The sequence below is a fragment of the Streptosporangium sp. NPDC049376 genome (assembly GCF_044466505.1).
Taxonomy (GTDB): domain Bacteria; phylum Actinomycetota; class Actinomycetes; order Streptosporangiales; family Streptosporangiaceae; genus Streptosporangium.
In genome coordinates this window covers 1-18321 of the sequence record NZ_JBITMT010000014.1, presented here as the reverse complement: position 1 = coordinate 18321, position 18321 = coordinate 1, and the positions used below count along the sequence as shown (strand labels likewise).

The following is an 18321-nucleotide window of genomic DNA, read 5'->3' as shown; positions in this document are numbered from 1 at the left end:
TCGGAGCCCGGAGGAGGATCAGGCGCGGATCTGGGTGGCGGGGTGGCCCTGCAGGGCGGTCCGGGTCGGGGCGAGGGTGGCGGCGTAGGCGAGCCCCAGGGTGACGGCCGCTATGGCCCCGTACGTCAGGTACGGCACGTGCGGCAGCGGCGACCCCGTGATCCCGTAGCTGAGCGCCATCAGGGTCGGCGCCGTGATCAGGGTTCCCGCGACCACCGCGAGGCCGCCGACCAGCAGCGCCTCCCAGCGGACCATCCCGCGCACCTGCCGCCGGGTCCCCCCGACCAGGCGCAGCAGCGCGAACTCCCGCACCCGGGCGCCGGTGGCCGTCACCAGCGTGTTGACCACCGAGATCGCGATGAACACGATGATCATCCCGACCACCAGGAGGTTGGCCCAGTCGCTGAACTCCTGGACGGCGTTGGCCGCGGCGCCCGCGCCGTCCCGGTCGAGGACGGTCAGGCCGGGGGCCAGCGCGGCGAGCCGCTCCTTCGAGCCACCGGTGACGTAGAGGCGCTCGGCCATCCCGGTCTCCGAGTGGTCGCGGACCACCTGGTACGGCAGGGCGACCTCGCCGTACCCCAGGCCGCGTTCGTAGACGGCCACGACGGTGCGGGTCAGGCGGGTGCCGTCGCCGAGCAGCAGCCGGACCTCCTGCCCGACCGTGGCGCCGAAGCCGTCGGCGGCCAGCCTGCTCAGCGCGACGCCGTCGCCGCGCAGCCGGTCGAGGGAGCCGGAGGTGACGCCGAGGTCGATGCCGTGCGCGGGGACGGTCAGGCCGACGGCCCCCATCGGCTTGAATGTGCGCTCGCCCAGCTCGACCGTGTCGGCGAGCACCTGGGTCCTGATCGTCTCGGTGACGCCCGTGACGCCGGGCAGGGCGCGGGCGGCCCTGGCGACCTCGGGGGACAGCCCGGGGCTCGCCTCAAGGACGTAGTCGGCGCGGTTGCCCTCGATCGCCTGCGTGGTGGTCGCGTGTCCCACGGTCGACTGGGCGAACAGGGTGGTCGAGGTGAAGGCGAACATCAGGATGAGCGGGCCGGCGACCGAGGCCAGCCGCTTGGCCGCGGTCCTGGTGTTGGCGACGGCCAGGTAGCCGCCGACCGGTGAGGTCCGCCTGACCAGGCCACCCGCCAGGGTCGCGGCGAGTCGTACCAGCCAGGGGCCGAGGAGGGAGGCCGCGGTGATCAGCAGGAGCACGATCGCGCTCGCGCTCATCGCGGCCGTCTCCCCCGCGGCGACCATGGACAGGCCGGAGGCGGCCACGCCCATGCCGAGGAAGACCAGCCCGGTGATCATGCGGCCCCTGCCGAGCTCCCTGCGCTCGGCCATGGCCTCGCCCAGGGCCTCGGTCGGCTTGATGCTCGCGGCCCGCCGTACGGCTCCGCGGGCGGCCAGCCAGGCGGTGAGCAGCCCGAGGGCCGTGGCCGCGAGCAGCGGGATGGGGCCGACGACCGGGGCGAACCCCTCGGGCACCATGCCCCGGGCCAGGAACTGGCCGAACATCCACCTCCCCAGCACGACCCCGAGCGGCAGCGCGGGCAGAATGGCCGCCGCGGCGACGACCAGCGCCTGCCTGCCGATCATGGCGCGGACCTGCTTGGGGGTGGCGCCGACCGCCCGCAGCAGGGCGATCTCCCGGTCGCGCTGCCGCACGGCCAGGCCGAAGGCGCCGGAGACCACCAGCACCGCCACCATGACGACGATGCCGATGAGGCTGCCGCCGAGCCCGATGAGCATCTCCCGGCCCTCGTGCGCCGAGGGGGTCTCGGCCAGGCCCCGCTGGTCGCCGGAGTAGACGGCCACGGAGTCGCCGAGCGCCTGTTCGACCCGGTCGGCCAGCCCGTCACCGGTGCCGAACACCCCGAAGGCCGACACCTTCCCCGGCCTGGCGAACAGTTCCCCGGCGCGTTCCCCGGTGAAGAAGACCGACGGCTGCCGGGTGAGGCCGGGTCCGGCGACACCGGTCACGACGTACTCGCGGAGGCCGTCCCTGCCGGCGACGCCGACCTTCTCGCCCACCTTCCTGCCGAGCGTGACGTCGGTGACGACCTCTCCGGCCGTGGCGGGCGCGCGTCCCTTGACCAGCCGGTACGGCGTGAGCCCCGCCGACCCCCAGGAACGGCCGACCACCCGGCCCTCGGTGCCCGTGAGGCCGACGGGGAAGGCGGTCTCGGGCACGACCCCGGTGACACCGGGCACCTTGCCGATCTTCTCGGCGAGGTTCGCGGGGATCGCGACCGGCTCGGAGAGCGACAGGCCCATGTCGGCCTCGCCCTTCACGAAGGTGATCTTCTGCTGGCCGGCGACCACGACCGGGGCGGCGCCGTAGCGTTCGGTGGGGATCCTGGCGCGTACACCGCTCTCCAGGAGCAGCCCGCACGAGACGACCAGGACGACCGCGAAGAACAGCGCGAGGAACGACCCGACGAGGGAGATCGCGCGGCCACGCGAGGTGGCGAAGGCGAGTTTCAGCACGGCACGGCCCTCAGGCGACCGAGCGAGGCCATGCGGCCCGCGATGGCGTCGGGTCCCGCGGCGTACATCTCGTCGACGAGCGTGCCGTCGGCGAGGAACAGCACCCGGTCGGCGTAGGAGGCGGCGACCGGGTCGTGGGTGACCATCACCATGGTCTGGCCGGTGGTGTTCACCACCTGGCGGAGCAGGGTGAGCACCTCGGCGGCGGTCTGGGTGTCCAGCGCGCCCGTCGGCTCGTCGGCGAAGACCACCTCGGGCCTGGTGACCAGGGCGCGGGCGATGGCCACCCGCTGCTGCTGGCCGCCGGAGAGCTGGGAGGGGCGGTGCCCGGCGCGGTCGCCGAGCCCGACCCTGCCGAGCACCTCGGCCACCCAGGCGTGGTCCGGCCTGGTGCCCGCGAGCCGGAACGGCAGCAGGACGTTGTCGGTCACGGTGAGCGAGGGGATCAGGTTGAACGCCTGGAAGACGAAGCCCGCCCTGTCCCGGCGCAGTTCGGTGAGCTGGGTCTCGTTCATCCGCGACAGTTCGACGTCGCCGATGTGGACCGTGCCCGAGGTGGGCGTGTCCAGTCCGGCCGCGCAGTGCAGGAAGGTGCTCTTGCCCGAGCCCGACGGCCCCATGACGGCGGTGAAGCCGCCCCGGGGCAGGTCGACCGTGACGCCGCGTAGCGCGTGCACCTTCCTGCCGTATGTCTTGGTCACCGCGTTGAGGCGCACCGCGTGCGTCGACACCTGTCGTCCCCCGTCTTCGAATTCACTGCCTTGCAGGAGCAACGCTACGAATTCGGACAATACGGAAACGAGCCAGCGAGCTACCCAACCGATGGTAGGGATTACCCCCCTACGGCCGCCCCGTGGATCTCGTCCCCGCGCAGCAGGCCGTCGGGGGCCCCGGCGGGGTCGTGACCGAGGTCGACGACCCTGTTCTCCCGGTCGACGTGCACGATCCTGGGCTGGAAGACCCTGGCCTCGGCGTCGTCGAGCTGGCCGTACCCGATGATGATCACCAGGTCGCCCGGATGGACGAGATGGGCGGCGGCGCCGTTGATGCCGATGACCCCCGAACCCCTGGGGCCCGCGATCGTGTAGGTCACCAGCCTGGCGCCGTTGTCGATGTCCACGATGTGGACCTGCTCCCCGGAGAGCAGCCCGGCCGCGTCGAGGAGGTCCTCGTCGATGGTCACCGACCCCACATAGTGCAGATCGGCCTGGGTGACGGTGGCCCGGTGGATCTTGGATGTGAGCATGGTGCGGAGCATGCGTCGGATCACCTCTCGCTCGGTCGCGCCACCGGTCGGCGTGCGCGCCTGCGCGGAATATATCCGACGCCGGACACACCCCCAAGAGAGTCAGCGGGTGTCAGAGGGTGACGGTGACGTTGTCGATGAGCCTGGTCGCGCCGACCCTGGCGGCCACGGCGAGGACGGCCTCACCCCGGTGGTCGTCGCCGACCTCGGTGAAGGTCACCGGGTCGGCCAGCACCAGATAGTCGAGCTCGACCCCGGGCTCGGCGTCGAGCACCGCCCGCGACTCGGCCAGGACCTCGGCGGGCGTACGGCCGCGGGCCCCGGTGAACAGGGCGCGGGACAGGGAGAGCGCGGTGTGCCGCTCGTGCGTGGACAGGTAGCGGTTCCTGCTGGACAGCGCCAGACCGTCCGCCTCACGGACGGTCGGCGCGCCCATGACGGAGACGGGAACGTCGAGGTCGGCGACCATCCGGCGGATCATGGCCAGCTGCTGGGCGTCCTTGCGCCCGAAGACCGCGATGTCCGGCTGGACCAGGTTGAACAGCTTGAGCACCACGGTCAGCACACCGTCGAAGTGACCGGGTCTGAACGCCCCCTCGACGATCGTGCCCATTCGCCCTGAGGACACCGAGACCTGCCGGTCCGCGGCGTACATGTCGTCGGCCGAGGGGGCGAAGACGATGCTCACGCCCTCGTCCGCGCAGGTCTCCAGGTCGGCGTCAAATGTCCGGGGATAGCGGGAGAAGTCTTCGTTCGGCCCGAACTGGAGGGGGTTGACGAAGACGCTCACCGCGACGTGGTCGGCCTGCTCACGGGCCAGCCGGATCAGTGAACGATGGCCCTCGTGCAGCGCGCCCATGGTCGGCACCAGCGCCAGCGTCGCCCCGGACGCGCCGATCCCCAGGCTGTGCTTCGCCTTGACCAGCCCGGCGCGGTCACCGGCCACGATCACGTCCATATGTTCCCTCCCAGGGCGTCGAGGAGGCGCTCGGCGGCCTCGGGCTTGAGCAGCCCGGCCGCCAGCGCGCGGTCCGCGGTGAGCCTAGCGAGGGCGACGTAGGCGTCCGCCGCCTCGGGTGCCGCGAGGATCAGGGCGTCGACGTGCTTGCGGACCGTCCCGGCGTCGCCGCGCACCACGGGACCGGTCAGCCCGGAGATGCCCAGCCGCAGCACGTTCTCCAGCGCCGCCCCGAGCAGTGGCCCGAGCATCCGGCCCGGCTGTTCGACACCGACGCGTTCGAGCAGCTCGGAGGACTCGGCGACGAGCGTGACCATGTGGTTGGCGGCGCCCGCCAGGGCCGCGTGGTAGAGCGGCCTGTCGTCGTCGGCGATCCAGACCGGCTCGCCCTCCATCTCGATGACCAGCGCCTCCGCCACGGGCCTGAGCATGTCGGGGGCGGTCACACCGTACGAGATGCCGGTCAGGCGGCGTAGGTCGTCCTCCCTGCCGGTGAAGGTCATCACCGGGTGCAGGGCCAGCGGGAGGGCCCCCGCCCTGATCGCGGGGTTCAGCACGGCCAGGCCGTACGCGCCGCTGGTGTGGGCCACGAGCTTGCCCTGGAAGGCGGCGCCGGTGCCCGCCAGCCCGGAGACCAGGTCGGGCAGGACGTCGTCGGGGACCGTCATGAGAATGAGGTCCGACGTGGCCACCACGTCCTCAGGCCGGGACGGTGTGACGCCCAGCCGCTCCGCGGCCCGTTCCCTGGAGGAGTCGGAGACGCCACTGGCGGCGACGACCCGGTGTCCGGCGCGTGCCAGCGCGGCGCCGAGCGCCGAGCCGACCCGGCCTGCTCCAATCACTCCGACGGCCAGCCGCGCCGGGCGATCGACTGCGTCCATGACGTCCCGTCCTTCGACAAGATTGGGGCTCCATGCCCAGTTGACCAGCGTAACGGGCCTGCCCCACCCGGCTGCGCGAAGGCACGTGTCCGAAAGCGGCGGCGGTCCTGTCCCAGGTCTGCCCCGGGCCGGGCCGCTTTTCCCCTCTCGTCGCATGCTTTCTCACCGAGGGGGGCGTCCCTGTAGCGTCGGGGATCGTGTGGCTCACCTGGCGCGCCGCGACACAGCGGGCGCTCTACGGCGAAAACGGCTTCTATCTGCGCGAACGACCTTCCGCCCACTTCCGGACCTCGGTCAGCGCCGCAGCCAGTGCCACAGTCGGCACCTCGGCCGTTCTGGCGGGGGCCGTGCTGCGCGAACTGGCCGAACTGGCCGGGCCCGCCGGGACGATCGACCTGGTGGACGTCGGCGCGGGTGAGGGCGCCCTGGCGGCCGGGGTGCTGGCCCTGGCGCCGCAGGAACTCCGTTCCCGGCTACGGGTGACCTGCGTGGACGTCGCTCCCCGGCCTCCGGACCTGCCCGAGGAGATCGGCTGGGAACCGGTGGTGCCCGAGGGGGTCGAGGGGCTGGTGATCGCCAACGAGTGGCTCGACAACGTTCCCCTCGACGTGGTCGAACAGACGCCCGACGGCCCCCGGCTGGTCATGGTCGATCCCTCGGACGGCGCGGAGCGGCTCGGCGACGCCCCGGAGGAGGCCGACCTGGCCTGGCTCGACCGCTGGTGGCCGCTCGGCCCCGTCGGCGAGCGCGCCGAGATCGGCAGGCCCCGCGACGAGGCCTGGGCCTCGGTGATCGTACGGCTGGCGCGCGGCCGGGCCGTCGCCGTCGACTACGCGCACCGGCTGGGCGCCCGCCCGCCGTACGGCTCGCTCGCCGGTTACCGTGGCGGCGCGGCCGTGGCCCCGGTCCCCGACGGGTCGTGCGACATCACCGCGCACGTCGCGCTGGACGCCTGCGCGGCGGCGGGCGAGCGGGTCGGGGCGGTCACGACGACGTTGACCACCCAGCGGGAGGCCCTGCGCGCCCTGGGCGTCACCGGCGCCCGCCCTCCCCTCGACCTGGCGGGCTGGGACCCGGTGGGGTATCTGCGCGCCCTGTCACGGGCCTCCATTGAGGCGGAGCTGATCGACCCCCACGGCCTCGGCGCCTTCGGCTGGCTGCGCCAGTCACGACCCTGACCGTACGGATACGCCCGTGGTGAATTCGCTGGGGTGGCGGGGCCGGCGCGATGAGGATGGTCGGCATGAGGCTTCTTGTATTGGGTGGCACGCACTTCGTCGGCCGGGCCGTCGTTGAGGAGGCGGTGCGACGGGGCGACGAGGTCACCCTCGTCAACCGGGGCAGAAGTCCCCTCCCACCGGGGACGGCGGGGACGGGCGTCGAGACGCTCGTCGCGGACAGGACCGACCGCGAGGCGCTGCGCGCGGCCCTTGACGGTCGTGAGTGGGACGCGGTCGTCGACACCTGGAGCGGGGCGCCGAAGGTCGTCGCCGAGGCGTGCGGGCTGCTGGACGGACGGGTCGGCCACTACGGATACGTGTCCAGCAGGTCGGTCCACAGCTGGCCGATCCCACCGGGGGCCGACGAGAGCGCCCAGGTGGTCGAGAGCGACCCCGACTCCGAGGCTGCCGACGACTACGCGGAGGCCAAGCGCGGCGGCGAGCTGGCCGTTCTGCGGGTCTTCGGCGAGCGCGCCCTGCTCGCCCGCGCCGGGCTGGTGATCGGCCCCTACGAGAACATCGGGCGGCTGCCCTGGTGGCTGCGCCGCGTCGAGCGGGGCGGCCGGGTGCTGGCGCCGGGCAGGCCGGGCCGTCCGCTGCAGTACATCGACGCCAGGGACATCGCGATCTGGATGCTCGGGGCGGCGCAACGGGGTGTCGGCGGCGCCTTCAACACGGTCAGCCACCCCGGGCACGCCACCATGGGCGAGCTGCTCGACGAGATCATCAGGGTGACCGGCTCCGACGCCGAGCTGGTCTGGACCCCCGCCGAGGTGATCGAGGAGGCGGGCATCGCCGCGTGGACCGAACTGCCGGTCTGGCTGCCCGAGGGCGGCGAGGAGGACGGCCTGCACGACGGGGACGTCTCGGCCGCCCACGAGGCGGGGCTCGTCTGCCGTCCGCTGCGGGAGACGGTCGCCGACACCTGGGAGTGGCTCAAGGTGGAGGGCGACCCGGCGCTCAGGGCCGACCGCCCCTCGGTCGGCCTCGACCCGGCCAAGGAGGCCAAGGTCCTCGACGGCCTGACCTGACACGCGGTTTCCCGGCGGCCGGGGTCGTACGGCGGGCGGCTTCCGGCCCTGGCGATGTTTCCTCGGCGGCCGGAGGTCGGTCGTCGCAGGCCCGAAACAAATGATCGGGCCTGAAACACAACTCCATGAGCTTCGGAAACAAGCGGTCACCCCTGTTCCCGGAAAACGGGGATCGTGGAGGTCGCGGCTGTTCGCTATTGTCTGGATCGTTCTACTTGGTGTGATCCCGCCATGCCGGTCCACGGCGTCGGCCGACAGCGACCGTGACGAGGTTCGCGTGAAAGAGACCATGGCTCCTCCCGCGGCCAGGGAAAAAGCCCCCCGCCTCCCCTCCCTGACGGGTTTGAGGTGGTTCGCGGCATTTGCTGTTTTCGGTTTTCATCTGTTCACCGGCGGCATAACGGATGACCCCGGAACACAGCGCTTTCTCGGGGCGGTCTTCTCCGCGGGCTCCTCCGGGGTGCCGTTCTTCTTCGTGCTGTCCGGCATGGTGCTGACCTGGTCGTCCAGGCCGGGAGACCGGGCGTGGGCGTTCTGGCGGCGACGGGCCGCCAGGATCGTCCCGAGCCACATGGTCACCTGGATCGCCGTCCTGGCCCTGTTGACCGTGGCGGGACGCGTCGTGGCGCCAGGACCGGCCGTGAGCGGCTTTTTCCTCCTTCAGGCCTGGGTACCGGACGAAACCTATTACTTCGGCGGCAACACCCCTTCCTGGTCACTCTCCTGTGAAATGGCGTTTTATGCGGCTTTCCCGCTTCTACTGCCGCTTCTTCGACGTATTCCAGGAAACCGGCTCCTACTAACCTCGGCGGGGTTGTGGGCCGGGACATGGGTGGTCCCGTTTGTCAGCTTCTCAATGCCGGAAAGCATCGGTTACTGGTTCGTCTGGATCTTCCCGGTGACCAGGGCACTGGAGTTCGCACTCGGCATGACCGTGGCGCTGATGGTCAAGGAGGGCCGCTGGCGGGGACCCGGCCTGCCCGTGGCCGTCGTCCTGGTCCTGGCCGCCTACGCGACCGTCCCGCTGGTCTGGCAGCGCGCGGGCTGGGTGGCGTGGATGGCGGGACCGTTCGCCGTGCTGATCGCCGCCGCCGCGACGGCCGACGTGCGCGAGAAGCGTTCGCCGCTGCGCCTGCCCGCCCTGGTCTGGCTCGGGGAGATCTCCTTTGCCTTCTACCTGGTGCACCAGCCGACGATCAGCCTGGTCAACCGGGTACTCGGGCGCACCCCGGCGCACGCGCTCCTGGTGACGCTGACGGCGCTGCCGCTGGCCGTGCTGCTGGCCTGGGCGCTGCACCGCCTCGTCGAGCGGCCCGCCGAGCGCCTGTTGTCAGGCGGGCGCCCGGGGGCCGCGTGAGACCTCAGACCCGTGCCTCCAGAGCCGTCAGGCCCCGGATGACGTAGCCGGGGTTCCAGGTGGGCTCGGCGGCGAGTTCCATCCGGGGAGCCAGGCGCAGCAGGGCGCCGAACGACTCGGCCAGCTCGATCCTGGCCAGCGGGGCGCCCAGACAGAAGTGGATGCCCGCGCCGAAGGAGATGTGCGGGTTCTCCGCACGGCCGAGGTCGAGGCGGTCGGGGTCGGCGAACACCTCGGGGTCCCGGTTGGCCGAGCCGAACAGCAGCGCCACCTCCGCGCCACGCGGGATGTCCACCCCGCCGACCGAGATGTCCTCAAGGACCCAGCGCTCGAACATCTGCAGCGGGGTGTCCCAGCGCATCAGCTCCTCGATCGCCGTGGGCAGCAGGCCGTGGTCGGCGCGCAGCCGTTCCAGCTCGGCCGGGTTGCGGAACAGCGACCACCAGCCGATTCCGGTGACGTTGACGGTCGCCTCATGACCCGCGTTGAGCAGCAGCACACAGGTGCCGACCAGCTCCTCCTCGGTCAGGGTGTCACCGCCGTCGGCGACCAGGGCCAGGGCGCTGATCAGGTCGTCGCCGGGGTTCGCCCGACGGGCGCGGGCCAGCTCCGACAGGTAGCCGGAGAACTCCTCCGCCGCCCGTACGGCGGTGCGCTGCGTCTCGGGCGACGGGTTGAGCTCATACATCCCGCAGATGTCGGCCGACCAGGGCCGCAGCAGGTGCCGGTCCGCCTCGGGGACGCCGAGCATCTCGGCGATCACGGTCACCGGGAGCGGTTCGGCGACCTCCGCGATGAGGTCGCCGCCGCCACGTGCCACGAAGTCCTCGACCAGCCCCGTGGCGATCGAGGCGACCTTGGGCCGCAGCGCCTCGACCATCCGCGGGGTGAACGCCCGGGAGACCAGGCGGCGCAGGCGGGTGTGGACTGGCGGCTCGACGTCGAGCATCCCGGCCCTGACCACCCGCCAGAACGGGTCGAGGAAGGGCGGCTCCTCCGGCCTGCCGAACTCGGCGTGCGTGGCCACGTGCAGGTAGGACCGGCCGAGTCTCCGGTCGCGCAGCAACGCGTTGACGTCGGCGTGCCGGGCGACCAGCCACTGGCCCGTCGGCTCGAAGAAGGTGACCGGCCGCTGTCTCAGCTCGGCGTAGGCGTCATAGGGGTAGGCGACGAATTCCGGACTCCATGGGTCAAAACGCACAAACCCATGCTAGGGCTCCGGAGTCTTCTCGACGGCCCGGGAACGACGGCGGGCCCGGATGTTGAGCAGCTCGACCACCAGCGAGAACGCCATCGCGAAGTAGATGTAGCCCTTGGAGATGTGCTGTCCGAAACCCTCCGCGAGCAGCACGACGCCGATCAGCACCAGGAACGACAGCGCCAGCATCTTGATCGTCGGGTGCTTGTCCACGAAACGGCTGATCGGCCCCGAGGCGAAGAGCATCACCACGACCGCGACGATGACCGCGATGACCATGATGGCCAGCTCGTCGACCATGCCGACCGCGGTGATCACCGAGTCGAGGGAGAAGACGATGTCCAGCACCATGATCTGCAGGATCACCATGCCGAAGGAGGCCGCCGCCTTCCGGCCGCCGGAGTGGTCCTCGCCGTTCTCGGTGTGGCCGTGGATCTCGTGAACGCTCTTGACCAGCAGGAACAGCCCGCCGAGGATCAGGATCAGGTCGCGTCCCGATATCTCGTGCCCGAAGATCTCAAAGAGCGGGGCGGTGAGCCGTACCACCCAGGACAGGGCGAGCAGCAGCGCCAGGCGGCTGACCAGGGCGGCGAGCAGGCCCAGCCTGCGGGCGTTGTCACGCTGTTCCGGCGGAAGTTTCCCCGCCAGGATCGAGATGAAGATGATGTTGTCGATGCCCAGCACGATCTCCAAAGCGATCAGCGTGAGCAGACCTATCCAGCTCGCCGGGTCGGCCACCCAGTCCATCGGGTCCTCCAGTTTCGGTGGGGAGAGCGCCGCCCGCGCGCGGCGCGTGACCTGACGGGCGTTCACGGTCACAGCTCCAGACGATCGGGCAGAACCGGAAGTTCCTCAGGATCACCGCCGAAACTCCAGCCCTCCGGACCCCTTCCCGCAGACTTGCCAAGCACCGCCTCTGTGTGGGTATAGTCCGGTTCGTAGGTCATGAGTGCCAGCGACAAGCCCCGGCTAGCTGGCCGGCAACCCTCGCGTCCGCGGCGGGGTGCCCCGGGTGAGGACCTGGTCCGGCACGAGGTGTGCCGGGCAAGCGCGGGCTCCAGCACCAAGGCCATGGCTTGGGGTCCGATGACCTCCAAGGAGCTTTGGCGTGTCCACACTGACGATCTTCACCTCCGCCGCCGCCGCCGCCGAAACCGTGACCGTCCCGGCGACCCGTGTCCCCGACGACCGGCCGATCCCCGCGGTCCTCGGCGCCGACCTTGAGGTGCCCGTCAAGGGCGGCAGGCTGGTGCCGTACGCCAACCTCGACTACGCCGCCAGCGCCCCCTGTCTTGAGCCGGTGAGCGCCGCCGTCGCCGCCGCGCTCCCGGCCTACTCCAGCGTCCACCGCGGCGCCGGATACGCCTCCCAGCTGACCACCGCCCGCTACGAGCAGGCCAGGCACACCGTGCGGGCCTTCGTCGGGGCCCGTCCCGACGACGCGGTGATCTTCACGAGGAACACCACCGACGCCACCAACCTGCTGGCCCGCAGCCTGCCCGCCGGGACCACCGTGGTGGTCTTCGAGACCGAGCACCACGCCTCGCTCCTGCCCTGGGCCGACGTCGTACGGCTGCCCGCCCCGGCCTTCCCCGGTGAGGCCGTCCGCGCCTCCGACGACGCGCTGGCCGCGATCGACGGCCCTAAGCTGCTGGTCGTCACCGCCGCCTCCAACGTGACCGGCGAGCTGTGGCCGATCGCCGCGCTGGCCCACATCGCCCACCGCCACGGCGCCCGCGTCCTGGTCGACGCCGCCCAGCTCGTCCCGCACCGCCGCCTCAACCTGACCGCGCTCGACCTGGACTACGTGGTCTTCTCCGGTCACAAGCTCTACGCCCCGTTCGGCACCGGCGCGCTGATCGGCCGCTCCGACTGGCTCTCGGTCGCCGAGCCGTACCTCCGGGGCGGCGGGGCCGTCAGGGCCGTCGAGGACGAGACGACCGACTGGCACGACGACCCCGAGGCCCGTCACGAGGCGGGCACGCCGAACGTGCTGGGCGCCATCGCGCTGGCCGCCGCCTGCGACGCGCTGAGCGCGACCGGCTGGGACGTGCTGGTGCGCGAGGAGGAGCGTCTGCTGGCCCGCCTGCGCGCCGGTCTGGCCGGGATCGAGGGTGTGCACGAGCTGTCCCTGTGGGGCCCCGACCACGCCCGCGTCGGCATCGTCTCCTTCGTCGTGGACGGCTTCACCGCCCGTGAGGTGGCCGAGACGCTGTCCGGCGAGTACGGCATCGGCGTGCGGGACGGCAAGTTCTGCGCCCACCCCTTCGTCAGGCACCTGCTCGGCGCCAAGGACGGCGGCTGCGACGACGTCACCGCCTCCGCGGTGCGCGCCTCCATCGGCGTCGGCAGCACCACCGAGCACGTCGACCGTCTCGTCGAGGCCCTGCGGGATCTCGTCACGCGCCGCTGACGTGACAGCATGGGGCCTATGACTGAGCCCCGGGAAGTGAACGTGGGGATCGGGGCCGGAGCCGACGCCGTCGCGGGAGCGGCGGCGGCCGGCAAGGAGCTGGCCACCGAGGACATGGTCCTGAACATCGGCCCGCAGCACCCCTCGACCCACGGCGTGCTACGCCTGCGCCTGACGCTGGACGGCGAACGGATCAGCGCCGCCGAGCCCGTCGTCGGCTACATGCACCGGGGTGCGGAGAAACTGTTCGAGGTCAGGGACTACCGGCAGATCATCGTGCTGGCCAACCGGCACGACTGGCTGTCGGCGTTCGCCAACGAGCTGGGCGTCGTGCTCGCGGTCGAGCGGATGCTCGGCATGGAGGTCCCCGTCAGGGCCGTGTGGGCGCGCACCCTGATGGCCGAGCTGAACCGGGTGCTCAGCCACCTGATGTTCCTCGGCTCCTACCCCCTCGAACTGGGCGCGATCACCCCCGTCTTCTACGCCTTCCGCGAGCGCGAGACCCTCCAGGCCGTGATGGAGGAGATCTCCGGCGGCCGGATGCACTACATGTTCAACCGGGTCGGCGGTCTCAAGGAGGACCTGCCGTACGGCTGGCTCGACCGGGTGACCCTGGCCGTCGCCGACGTACGGCGCCGCCTGCCCGACATCGAGGCCCTGATCAGCGGGAACGAGATCTTCCTGGCCCGCACGGTCGGCGTCGGGGTGCTCGACCGCGAGACGATCATGCAGTACGGCGTGAGCGGCCCCATCGCCCGCGCCTCCGGCGTCGGCCTCGACCTGCGCAGGGACGACCCCTACCTCGCCTACGGCGAACTGCCGGTCAAGGTCGTGACCCGTTCCGCGGGAGACTGCAACGCCCGCTTCGAGGTGCTGCTCGAACAGGTCCGCGTCTCCCTCGACCTGGCCGACGTCTGTGTGGAGCGGCTGCGGTCCCTGCCGAGGGGGCCGATCAACCAGCGTCTGCCCAAGGTGCTGAAGGTCCCCGAGGGCCATGTCTACGCCTGGACGGAGAATCCACTCGGCATCAACGGCTACTATCTGGTCTCTCGTGGCGAGAAGACCCCCTGGCGGCTGAAGCTCCGGTCCGCCTCCTACAACAACGTCCAGGTGCTGAGAGAGATGTTGCCTGGGCATCTGGTTTCCGACATGGTGGCCATCCTGGGGTCGATGTTCTTCGTGGTCGGTGACATCGACAAGTGACCCGGAGCGCGGAAGGGGGGACATGAGCGAGCGCGTGGACGCCGCTTCCCGCATCGGAGGCCCGAAGCGGGACAAGTACATCGACTGGCTCCGCGCGGTCAGCCTGATCGTCGTCGTGGTCTGGCACTGGGCGTTCACGATCCTGCAGTGGGGGCCGGCCGGCCCCTCCCCGACCAGCCCGCTCGGTTTCACCTCGGGGTTGTGGATCCTCACCTGGCTCTTCCAGGTGCTGCCGCTCTTCTTCTACGTGGGCGGATACGTCCACTTGATGTCGTGGAACCGCGCCTGTGAACGCGGGGTCGGCATCGGCGCCTTCGTGTGGCGGCGCATCCGGGCCCTGGCGATCCCGGCGCTGGCGCTGTCCCTCGCGTGGCTCGCCTTCGGCGGGGTCATCTGGTTGATCTTCGACGTGCCGTGGATCGGCCGGGCCGTGCTCCTGGTGCTGAGCCCGCTGTGGTTCATCGGCGTCTACCTGATGCTGGTCGCCCTGCTGCCCGTGATGCTGTGGCTGCACCAGCGCTTCGACGTACTGGTGCTCATCTGGCTCGGCGGCGCGGCGCTGGTGGTCGACGTGCTGCGGCTGCGGTACGGCCTTGAGGCCATCGGCTGGCTCAACATGGTGATCGTGTGGGGTCTGGCCCACCAGGCGGGCTTCTTCTACGACCGGATGGTCGCGATGCCCCGCAGACTGGACGTCGCGACCCTGTGGACCGGGCTGTTCGCCCTGGTCGGCCTGGTCTACTCGGGCATCTACCCGGGGTCGATGGTCGGGGTGCCCGGCGACAAGCTGTCGAACATGGCTCCGCCGACCTTCGTCATCGTGGCCCTGCTGATCTTCCAGATCGGCCTGGTCGAGGTGCTGCGGCCCGCGATGGAACGGCTGCTCGAACGGCCTCGCTGGGGGTGGGTCAACACCACGATCAACCGGTTCGCGCTGCAGCTGTTCCTGTTCCACACCACCGGCATGGCGATCCTGAACGGGGTGTTCTGGGGGCTGACCGGCTCACCGCCCGGCAGTCAGGTCCCGCCGACGCTGATCTGGTGGCTGGAGCGGCCCCTGGCGATCGCCGGGCCGCTGCTGTGCACGATCCCGTTCCTGTTGATCTTCGGCCGCAGGAACTCGGCGGCCGCCACCCGGTGACGGGTCAGCTTTTCGCGAGCCCGGGCCGACGTCGCTTTTTCCACAGCCGGCGAAGACCTGTGAAAACCGCGTAGAGGGTCATGACGAAAAACGCGCCGAGCAGCAGCAGGTCGAAAACGAGCCTGAACTCCCTGTTGACCACACTCGGATCGTCTGCGTCATAGACGATCGAGACCTTCTCACCCTCGGCGTAACTCCCCCGGATCTCGGCGAAACGCCGGACGTCCTTCACAAAGAAGTTGACCTTGGTGAGTTGGTAGCTCTCCCCTGCCTTCACGGTTCTGGTGGACATCGCCGTCGCGGTGGTCCGGCCGCCGTGAAGATACATGTCGAGGTGCGACGCGCCCACCCGCACCCCCAGGATGGTCGCGAAAGCCCATCCGACGCACAGCAGGACGCAGGCGATCACGTAGATCCCGTTGACGGACCCGTCGTCCACCGGCTCCTCGTCCTCACCCGGCCCGAGGTCCCAGCGTAATCGTCCGGCCATCGACCTTGCCTCCCACATCGAACGACGGCGGGTGGAGACGGTTCACGTACGACGCGCTCACGAGGGGCGATTTTCCGCCAGAACGAACATCAGTATGTGACCACGATAAAACGACACGCAATGATTCCGAGTGCCGAGGAGAAATGTTCATCGCCCGTCGGCGTCGCGTATTCCACGCGTTAATTCGGACCGTGTCCGAAACCGTGTTCACGCGAAAGCCCGGCGAACTCGTTCGTCCGCCGGGCTCCCACGCGTTCAGCCGACCGTGGCGGCCTTCTCCCCCGTCTTCACGTCCGTGGGCAGGTCCACACTGTCCCGCAGCCTGATGGGCTTGAGGAACAGCGCGGCGACCACGCCGACCATGGCCACGGCCGCCGAGATGAGGAAGATGTGCCCGGTGGCGTCGCCGTACGCGGCCCGCACGACCTCCTTGATCGGCTCGGGCAGGGCCTGGATGTTGAGGGTGCTGCGCCCGCCCCCGGCACCCGAGGCCCCGATCCCGGCCTTGGCCAGGCCCTCGGCGATGCCGGTCGCGACCTGGTTGGCCAGGACGGCGCCGAGGACCGAGACACCGATGGTGCCGCCGAGGGAACGGAAGAAGGTGACCGCACCGCTGGCCGCGCCGAGTTCGCTCAGCGGGACGGTGTTCTGGATGGCCAGCACGAGGTTCTGCATCGACATGCCGACCCCGGCGCCGACCAGCACCATGGCCCCGGCGATGAGCGGCAGCGAGGTCTGGTGGTCCATCGTGGACAGCACGAGGAACCCGGCCGTGAGCACGATCGCGCCGGTCACGATGTACGGCTTCACCCGGCCGCTCCTGGAGATCATGCGCCCGGAGACGGTCGAGGAGACCAGCACGCCGAGCATCATGGGGATCGTGAGCAGACCCGCCTCGGTCGGGCTGTAGCCACGGCCGATCTGGAAGTACTGGCCGAGGAAGACCGAGCCGCCGAACATGGCCATGCCGACCGCGAGGCTGGCCAGGATGGCCAGGGCCGGGGTGCGGCGGCGGATGATCCGCAGCGGGACGACCGGTTCGGCGACCCGCGACTCGACCCAGGTGGCCAGCACCAGGAGCAGCGCACCGCCCCCGGCCATGGCCGCGGTCTGCCAGGACAGCCACTCGAAGGAGTTTCCGACGAAGGTGACCCAGATGAGCAGGACACTGACCCCGGCGGCGATCAGTGTGGCCCCCACGTAGTCGATCCTGACGTCCGTACGGCGCACGGTGACCACCCGCAGCGTCTTGTGCAGCAGCGCGAAGGCGACCACGGTGAACGGCACCGCCACGAAGAAGCACCAGCGCCAGCCGAGCCAGGAGGTGTCGGCGATCAGGCCGCCGAGCAGCGGTCCGGCGACGGTCGCGACGGCCATGACACCGCCGAGGTAGCCGTTGTAGCGTCCACGCTCCTTGGGGCTGATCATCGCGGCGATGATGACCTGCACCAGGACCTGCAGGGCACCCATGCCCAGGCCCTGAACGGCGCGGAAGGCGATGAGCTGGGCGGTGTTCTGCGCGAAACCGCAGGCCAGCGAGCTGACCATGAAGATGACGATGGAGACCTGCAACAGCAGTTTCTTGCTGAACAGGTCGGCGAGTTTGCCCCAGATCGGCGTCGAGGCCGTCGAGGCGAGCAGCGAGGCGGTGACCACCCACGTGTACTGCGACTGGGTGCCGTTGAGCGCGCCGATGATCTGCGGAAGCGCCACGGACACGATCGTGCTGCTGATCATCGCCACGAACAGGACGAGCAGCAGACCGCTCAACGCCTCCAGGATCTGACGATGGCTCATGCGAGCGGTCTCTGTGTGGGCGCCCACGCACACACCTCCAAAGCGGTGGAAACAGGATGACCGTGACACCTTACATGCCCATTGGGAAAGTTTGCGCACTGGGCATCTTTTCCCGGAGGGTGAGATACTGGCGCCATGGAGAGCACAGCGGGACTGCGCGAACGCAAGAAGGCCGAGACCAGGCAGGCCGTTCACGAGGCCGCGCTACGGCTGTGCGCAGAACACGGCCTGGACAACGTCACCGTCGAGGCCATCGCCGACGCCGCCAACATCTCCCGGCGGACCTTCTCCAACTACTTCGCCGGCAAGGAGGACGCCCTCCTGTACGGCGACGAGCGGCGCATCAGGCTGCTCGTCGAACGGATCCGCTCCCGGCCCCCCGAGGAGCCCGCCTGGCAGGCGCTGCGCGGAGCCGTACGGGACCTCTACGGCGAACTCGGCGACCCCGACGTCGCCTGGGCGGTGCGCGCCCGGCTCGCCAAACAGCACCCGTCCCTGCTGGCCAGGCAGCTGGCCAACCACGCCGCCCTGGAACGCGACCTGGTCCAGGCCATCACCGACCGCGACGGCTCGACCGACACCGTACGGCCCCGCGTCCTGGCGGCCGGGTTCCTCGTCGCCCTGCGCATCGCCACCCACCTGTGGACCGACGAACAGGAACCTCGCCCCCTCCAGGAGGTCATGGAACAGGTTCTGGACCAGATGTCGGCGCCTTTCTAAGGCGACGCCTGGCGGCGTCGCGGGTTGTGTCTCTTTGCGACGCCTGGCGGCGTCGCGGGCTTGGGCGCCCCGAGTCGGCGCTTTCCCTCGTCACTGTGTCTCCTTGCTCCGCCTGACGGCGTCGCGGGGCTTGGGCGCCCCGAGTCGGCGCTTTCCCTCGTCACTCCGTCGCTTCGCTCCTGCGTTCC

At 70.6% G+C, this 18321-nt stretch carries 16 protein-coding genes and 1 riboswitch; of the genes, 7 read left to right on the top strand and 9 right to left on the bottom strand.

All coding sequences use genetic code 11. From position 1 onward, the window contains the following. Nucleotides 1–18 precede the first annotated feature (18 nt). From ACIBVQ_RS28900 to ACIBVQ_RS28880, 5 genes are all read right to left on the bottom strand, one after another. On the bottom strand, nt 19–2478 hold the full coding sequence (locus ACIBVQ_RS28900; protein WP_399181286.1) for an FtsX-like permease family protein: 2460 nt from the start codon (nt 2476–2478) through the stop codon (nt 19–21). After that, nucleotides 2472–3209 carry an ABC transporter ATP-binding protein gene (locus ACIBVQ_RS28895; protein WP_352014113.1) on the bottom strand — a complete coding sequence of 246 codons (738 nt, stop codon included), beginning with the start codon at nt 3207–3209 and terminating at the stop codon, nt 2472–2474. Before ACIBVQ_RS28895 ends, ACIBVQ_RS28900 begins: the two co-directional genes overlap by 7 nt. Before the next feature lie 101 nt (nt 3210–3310). After that, nucleotides 3311–3736, bottom strand: coding sequence for an aspartate 1-decarboxylase (gene panD, locus ACIBVQ_RS28890; RefSeq protein WP_352014114.1), 426 nt, complete (start codon nt 3734–3736; stop codon nt 3311–3313). 100 nt (nt 3737–3836) lie between these two features. Further along, complete coding sequence (gene panC / locus ACIBVQ_RS28885) at nt 3837–4682, bottom strand: pantoate--beta-alanine ligase (protein WP_399181283.1); 846 nt, start codon at nt 4680–4682, stop codon at nt 3837–3839. Further along, a complete protein-coding gene (locus ACIBVQ_RS28880) occupies nt 4673–5563 on the bottom strand; it encodes a DUF2520 domain-containing protein (RefSeq protein WP_352014116.1) in 891 nt (296 codons plus the stop codon). Before ACIBVQ_RS28880 ends, panC begins: the two co-directional genes overlap by 10 nt. A gap of 197 nt (nt 5564–5760) precedes the next feature. Between ACIBVQ_RS28880 and ACIBVQ_RS28875 the strand changes: the two genes are divergently transcribed. From ACIBVQ_RS28875 to ACIBVQ_RS28865, 3 genes are all read left to right on the top strand, one after another. Next, entirely contained in the window at nt 5761–6741 is a 981-nt protein-coding gene (locus ACIBVQ_RS28875) for an SAM-dependent methyltransferase (protein WP_399181281.1), read from the top strand. 65 nt (nt 6742–6806) lie between these two features. Beyond that, a complete protein-coding gene (locus ACIBVQ_RS28870) occupies nt 6807–7814 on the top strand; it encodes an NAD-dependent epimerase/dehydratase family protein (protein WP_399181279.1) in 1008 nt (335 codons plus the stop codon). A gap of 100 nt (nt 7815–7914) precedes the next feature. Next, nucleotides 7915–9171: an acyltransferase family protein gene (locus tag ACIBVQ_RS28865; RefSeq protein WP_399181277.1), complete on the top strand. Its 1257-nt coding sequence runs from the start codon at nt 7915–7917 to the stop codon at nt 9169–9171. 4 nt (nt 9172–9175) lie between these two features. On the opposite strand, the gene ACIBVQ_RS28860 is transcribed toward ACIBVQ_RS28865, so the two are convergent. After that, nucleotides 9176–10372 carry a cytochrome P450 gene (locus tag ACIBVQ_RS28860; RefSeq protein WP_362911180.1) on the bottom strand — a complete coding sequence of 399 codons (1197 nt, stop codon included), beginning with the start codon at nt 10370–10372 and terminating at the stop codon, nt 9176–9178. A 9-nt stretch (nt 10373–10381) separates the two neighbouring features. Next, nucleotides 10382–11116, bottom strand: a complete 735-nt coding sequence (locus ACIBVQ_RS28855; protein ID WP_352014155.1) for a TerC family protein — start codon at nt 11114–11116, stop codon at nt 10382–10384. A gap of 194 nt (nt 11117–11310) precedes the next feature. Continuing rightward, nucleotides 11311–11426, top strand: a riboswitch (SAM riboswitch). 51 nt (nt 11427–11477) lie between these two features. On the opposite strand from ACIBVQ_RS28855, the gene ACIBVQ_RS28850 reads away from it, so the two are divergent. Genes ACIBVQ_RS28850 through ACIBVQ_RS28840 form a run of 3 tightly spaced genes read left to right on the top strand, consistent with a single transcriptional unit; the run spans nt 11478 to nt 15126 of the window. Next, on the top strand, nt 11478–12782 hold the full coding sequence (locus ACIBVQ_RS28850; RefSeq protein WP_399181275.1) for an aminotransferase class V-fold PLP-dependent enzyme: 1305 nt from the start codon (nt 11478–11480) through the stop codon (nt 12780–12782). Between the two features lie 18 nt (nt 12783–12800). Further along, nucleotides 12801–13985 carry an NADH-quinone oxidoreductase subunit D gene (locus tag ACIBVQ_RS28845; RefSeq protein WP_399181273.1) on the top strand — a complete coding sequence of 395 codons (1185 nt, stop codon included), beginning with the start codon at nt 12801–12803 and terminating at the stop codon, nt 13983–13985. A gap of 22 nt (nt 13986–14007) precedes the next feature. Further along, nucleotides 14008–15126, top strand: coding sequence for an acyltransferase (locus ACIBVQ_RS28840; protein ID WP_399181271.1), 1119 nt, complete (start codon nt 14008–14010; stop codon nt 15124–15126). Nucleotides 15127–15130: 4 nt separating this feature from the next. Here the strand turns inward: ACIBVQ_RS28840 and ACIBVQ_RS28835 are convergent, their stop codons facing one another. Together ACIBVQ_RS28835 and ACIBVQ_RS28830 are read right to left on the bottom strand one after the other, a co-directional pair. Further along, entirely contained in the window at nt 15131–15565 is a 435-nt protein-coding gene (locus ACIBVQ_RS28835; protein WP_399181269.1) for a hypothetical protein, read from the bottom strand. A gap of 306 nt (nt 15566–15871) precedes the next feature. Then, nucleotides 15872–17413 carry an MDR family MFS transporter gene (locus ACIBVQ_RS28830; protein WP_386188863.1) on the bottom strand — a complete coding sequence of 514 codons (1542 nt, stop codon included), beginning with the start codon at nt 17411–17413 and terminating at the stop codon, nt 15872–15874. Nucleotides 17414–17548: 135 nt separating this feature from the next. On the opposite strand from ACIBVQ_RS28830, the gene ACIBVQ_RS28825 reads away from it, so the two are divergent. Then, a complete protein-coding gene (locus ACIBVQ_RS28825) occupies nt 17549–18133 on the top strand; it encodes a TetR family transcriptional regulator (protein ID WP_352014124.1) in 585 nt (194 codons plus the stop codon). Nucleotides 18134–18321: the final 188 nt, after the last annotated feature.

Coding starts and splice junctions, on each gene's coding strand:
- ACIBVQ_RS28830 (WP_386188863.1), bottom strand. CDS start 17,413: ATGAGCCATCGTCAGATCCTGGAGGCGTTGAGCGGTCTGCTGCTCGTC.
- panC (WP_399181283.1), bottom strand. CDS start 4,682: ATGGACGTGATCGTGGCCGGTGACCGCGCCGGGCTGGTCAAGGCGAAG.
- ACIBVQ_RS28880 (WP_352014116.1), bottom strand. CDS start 5,563: ATGGACGCAGTCGATCGCCCGGCGCGGCTGGCCGTCGGAGTGATTGGA.
- ACIBVQ_RS28825 (WP_352014124.1), top strand. CDS start 17,549: ATGGAGAGCACAGCGGGACTGCGCGAACGCAAGAAGGCCGAGACCAGG.
- ACIBVQ_RS28855 (WP_352014155.1), bottom strand. CDS start 11,116: ATGGACTGGGTGGCCGACCCGGCGAGCTGGATAGGTCTGCTCACGCTG.
- panD (WP_352014114.1), bottom strand. CDS start 3,736: ATGCTCCGCACCATGCTCACATCCAAGATCCACCGGGCCACCGTCACC.
- ACIBVQ_RS28840 (WP_399181271.1), top strand. CDS start 14,008: ATGAGCGAGCGCGTGGACGCCGCTTCCCGCATCGGAGGCCCGAAGCGG.
- ACIBVQ_RS28865 (WP_399181277.1), top strand. CDS start 7,915: ATGATCGGGCCTGAAACACAACTCCATGAGCTTCGGAAACAAGCGGTC.
- ACIBVQ_RS28870 (WP_399181279.1), top strand. CDS start 6,807: ATGAGGCTTCTTGTATTGGGTGGCACGCACTTCGTCGGCCGGGCCGTC.
- ACIBVQ_RS28845 (WP_399181273.1), top strand. CDS start 12,801: ATGACTGAGCCCCGGGAAGTGAACGTGGGGATCGGGGCCGGAGCCGAC.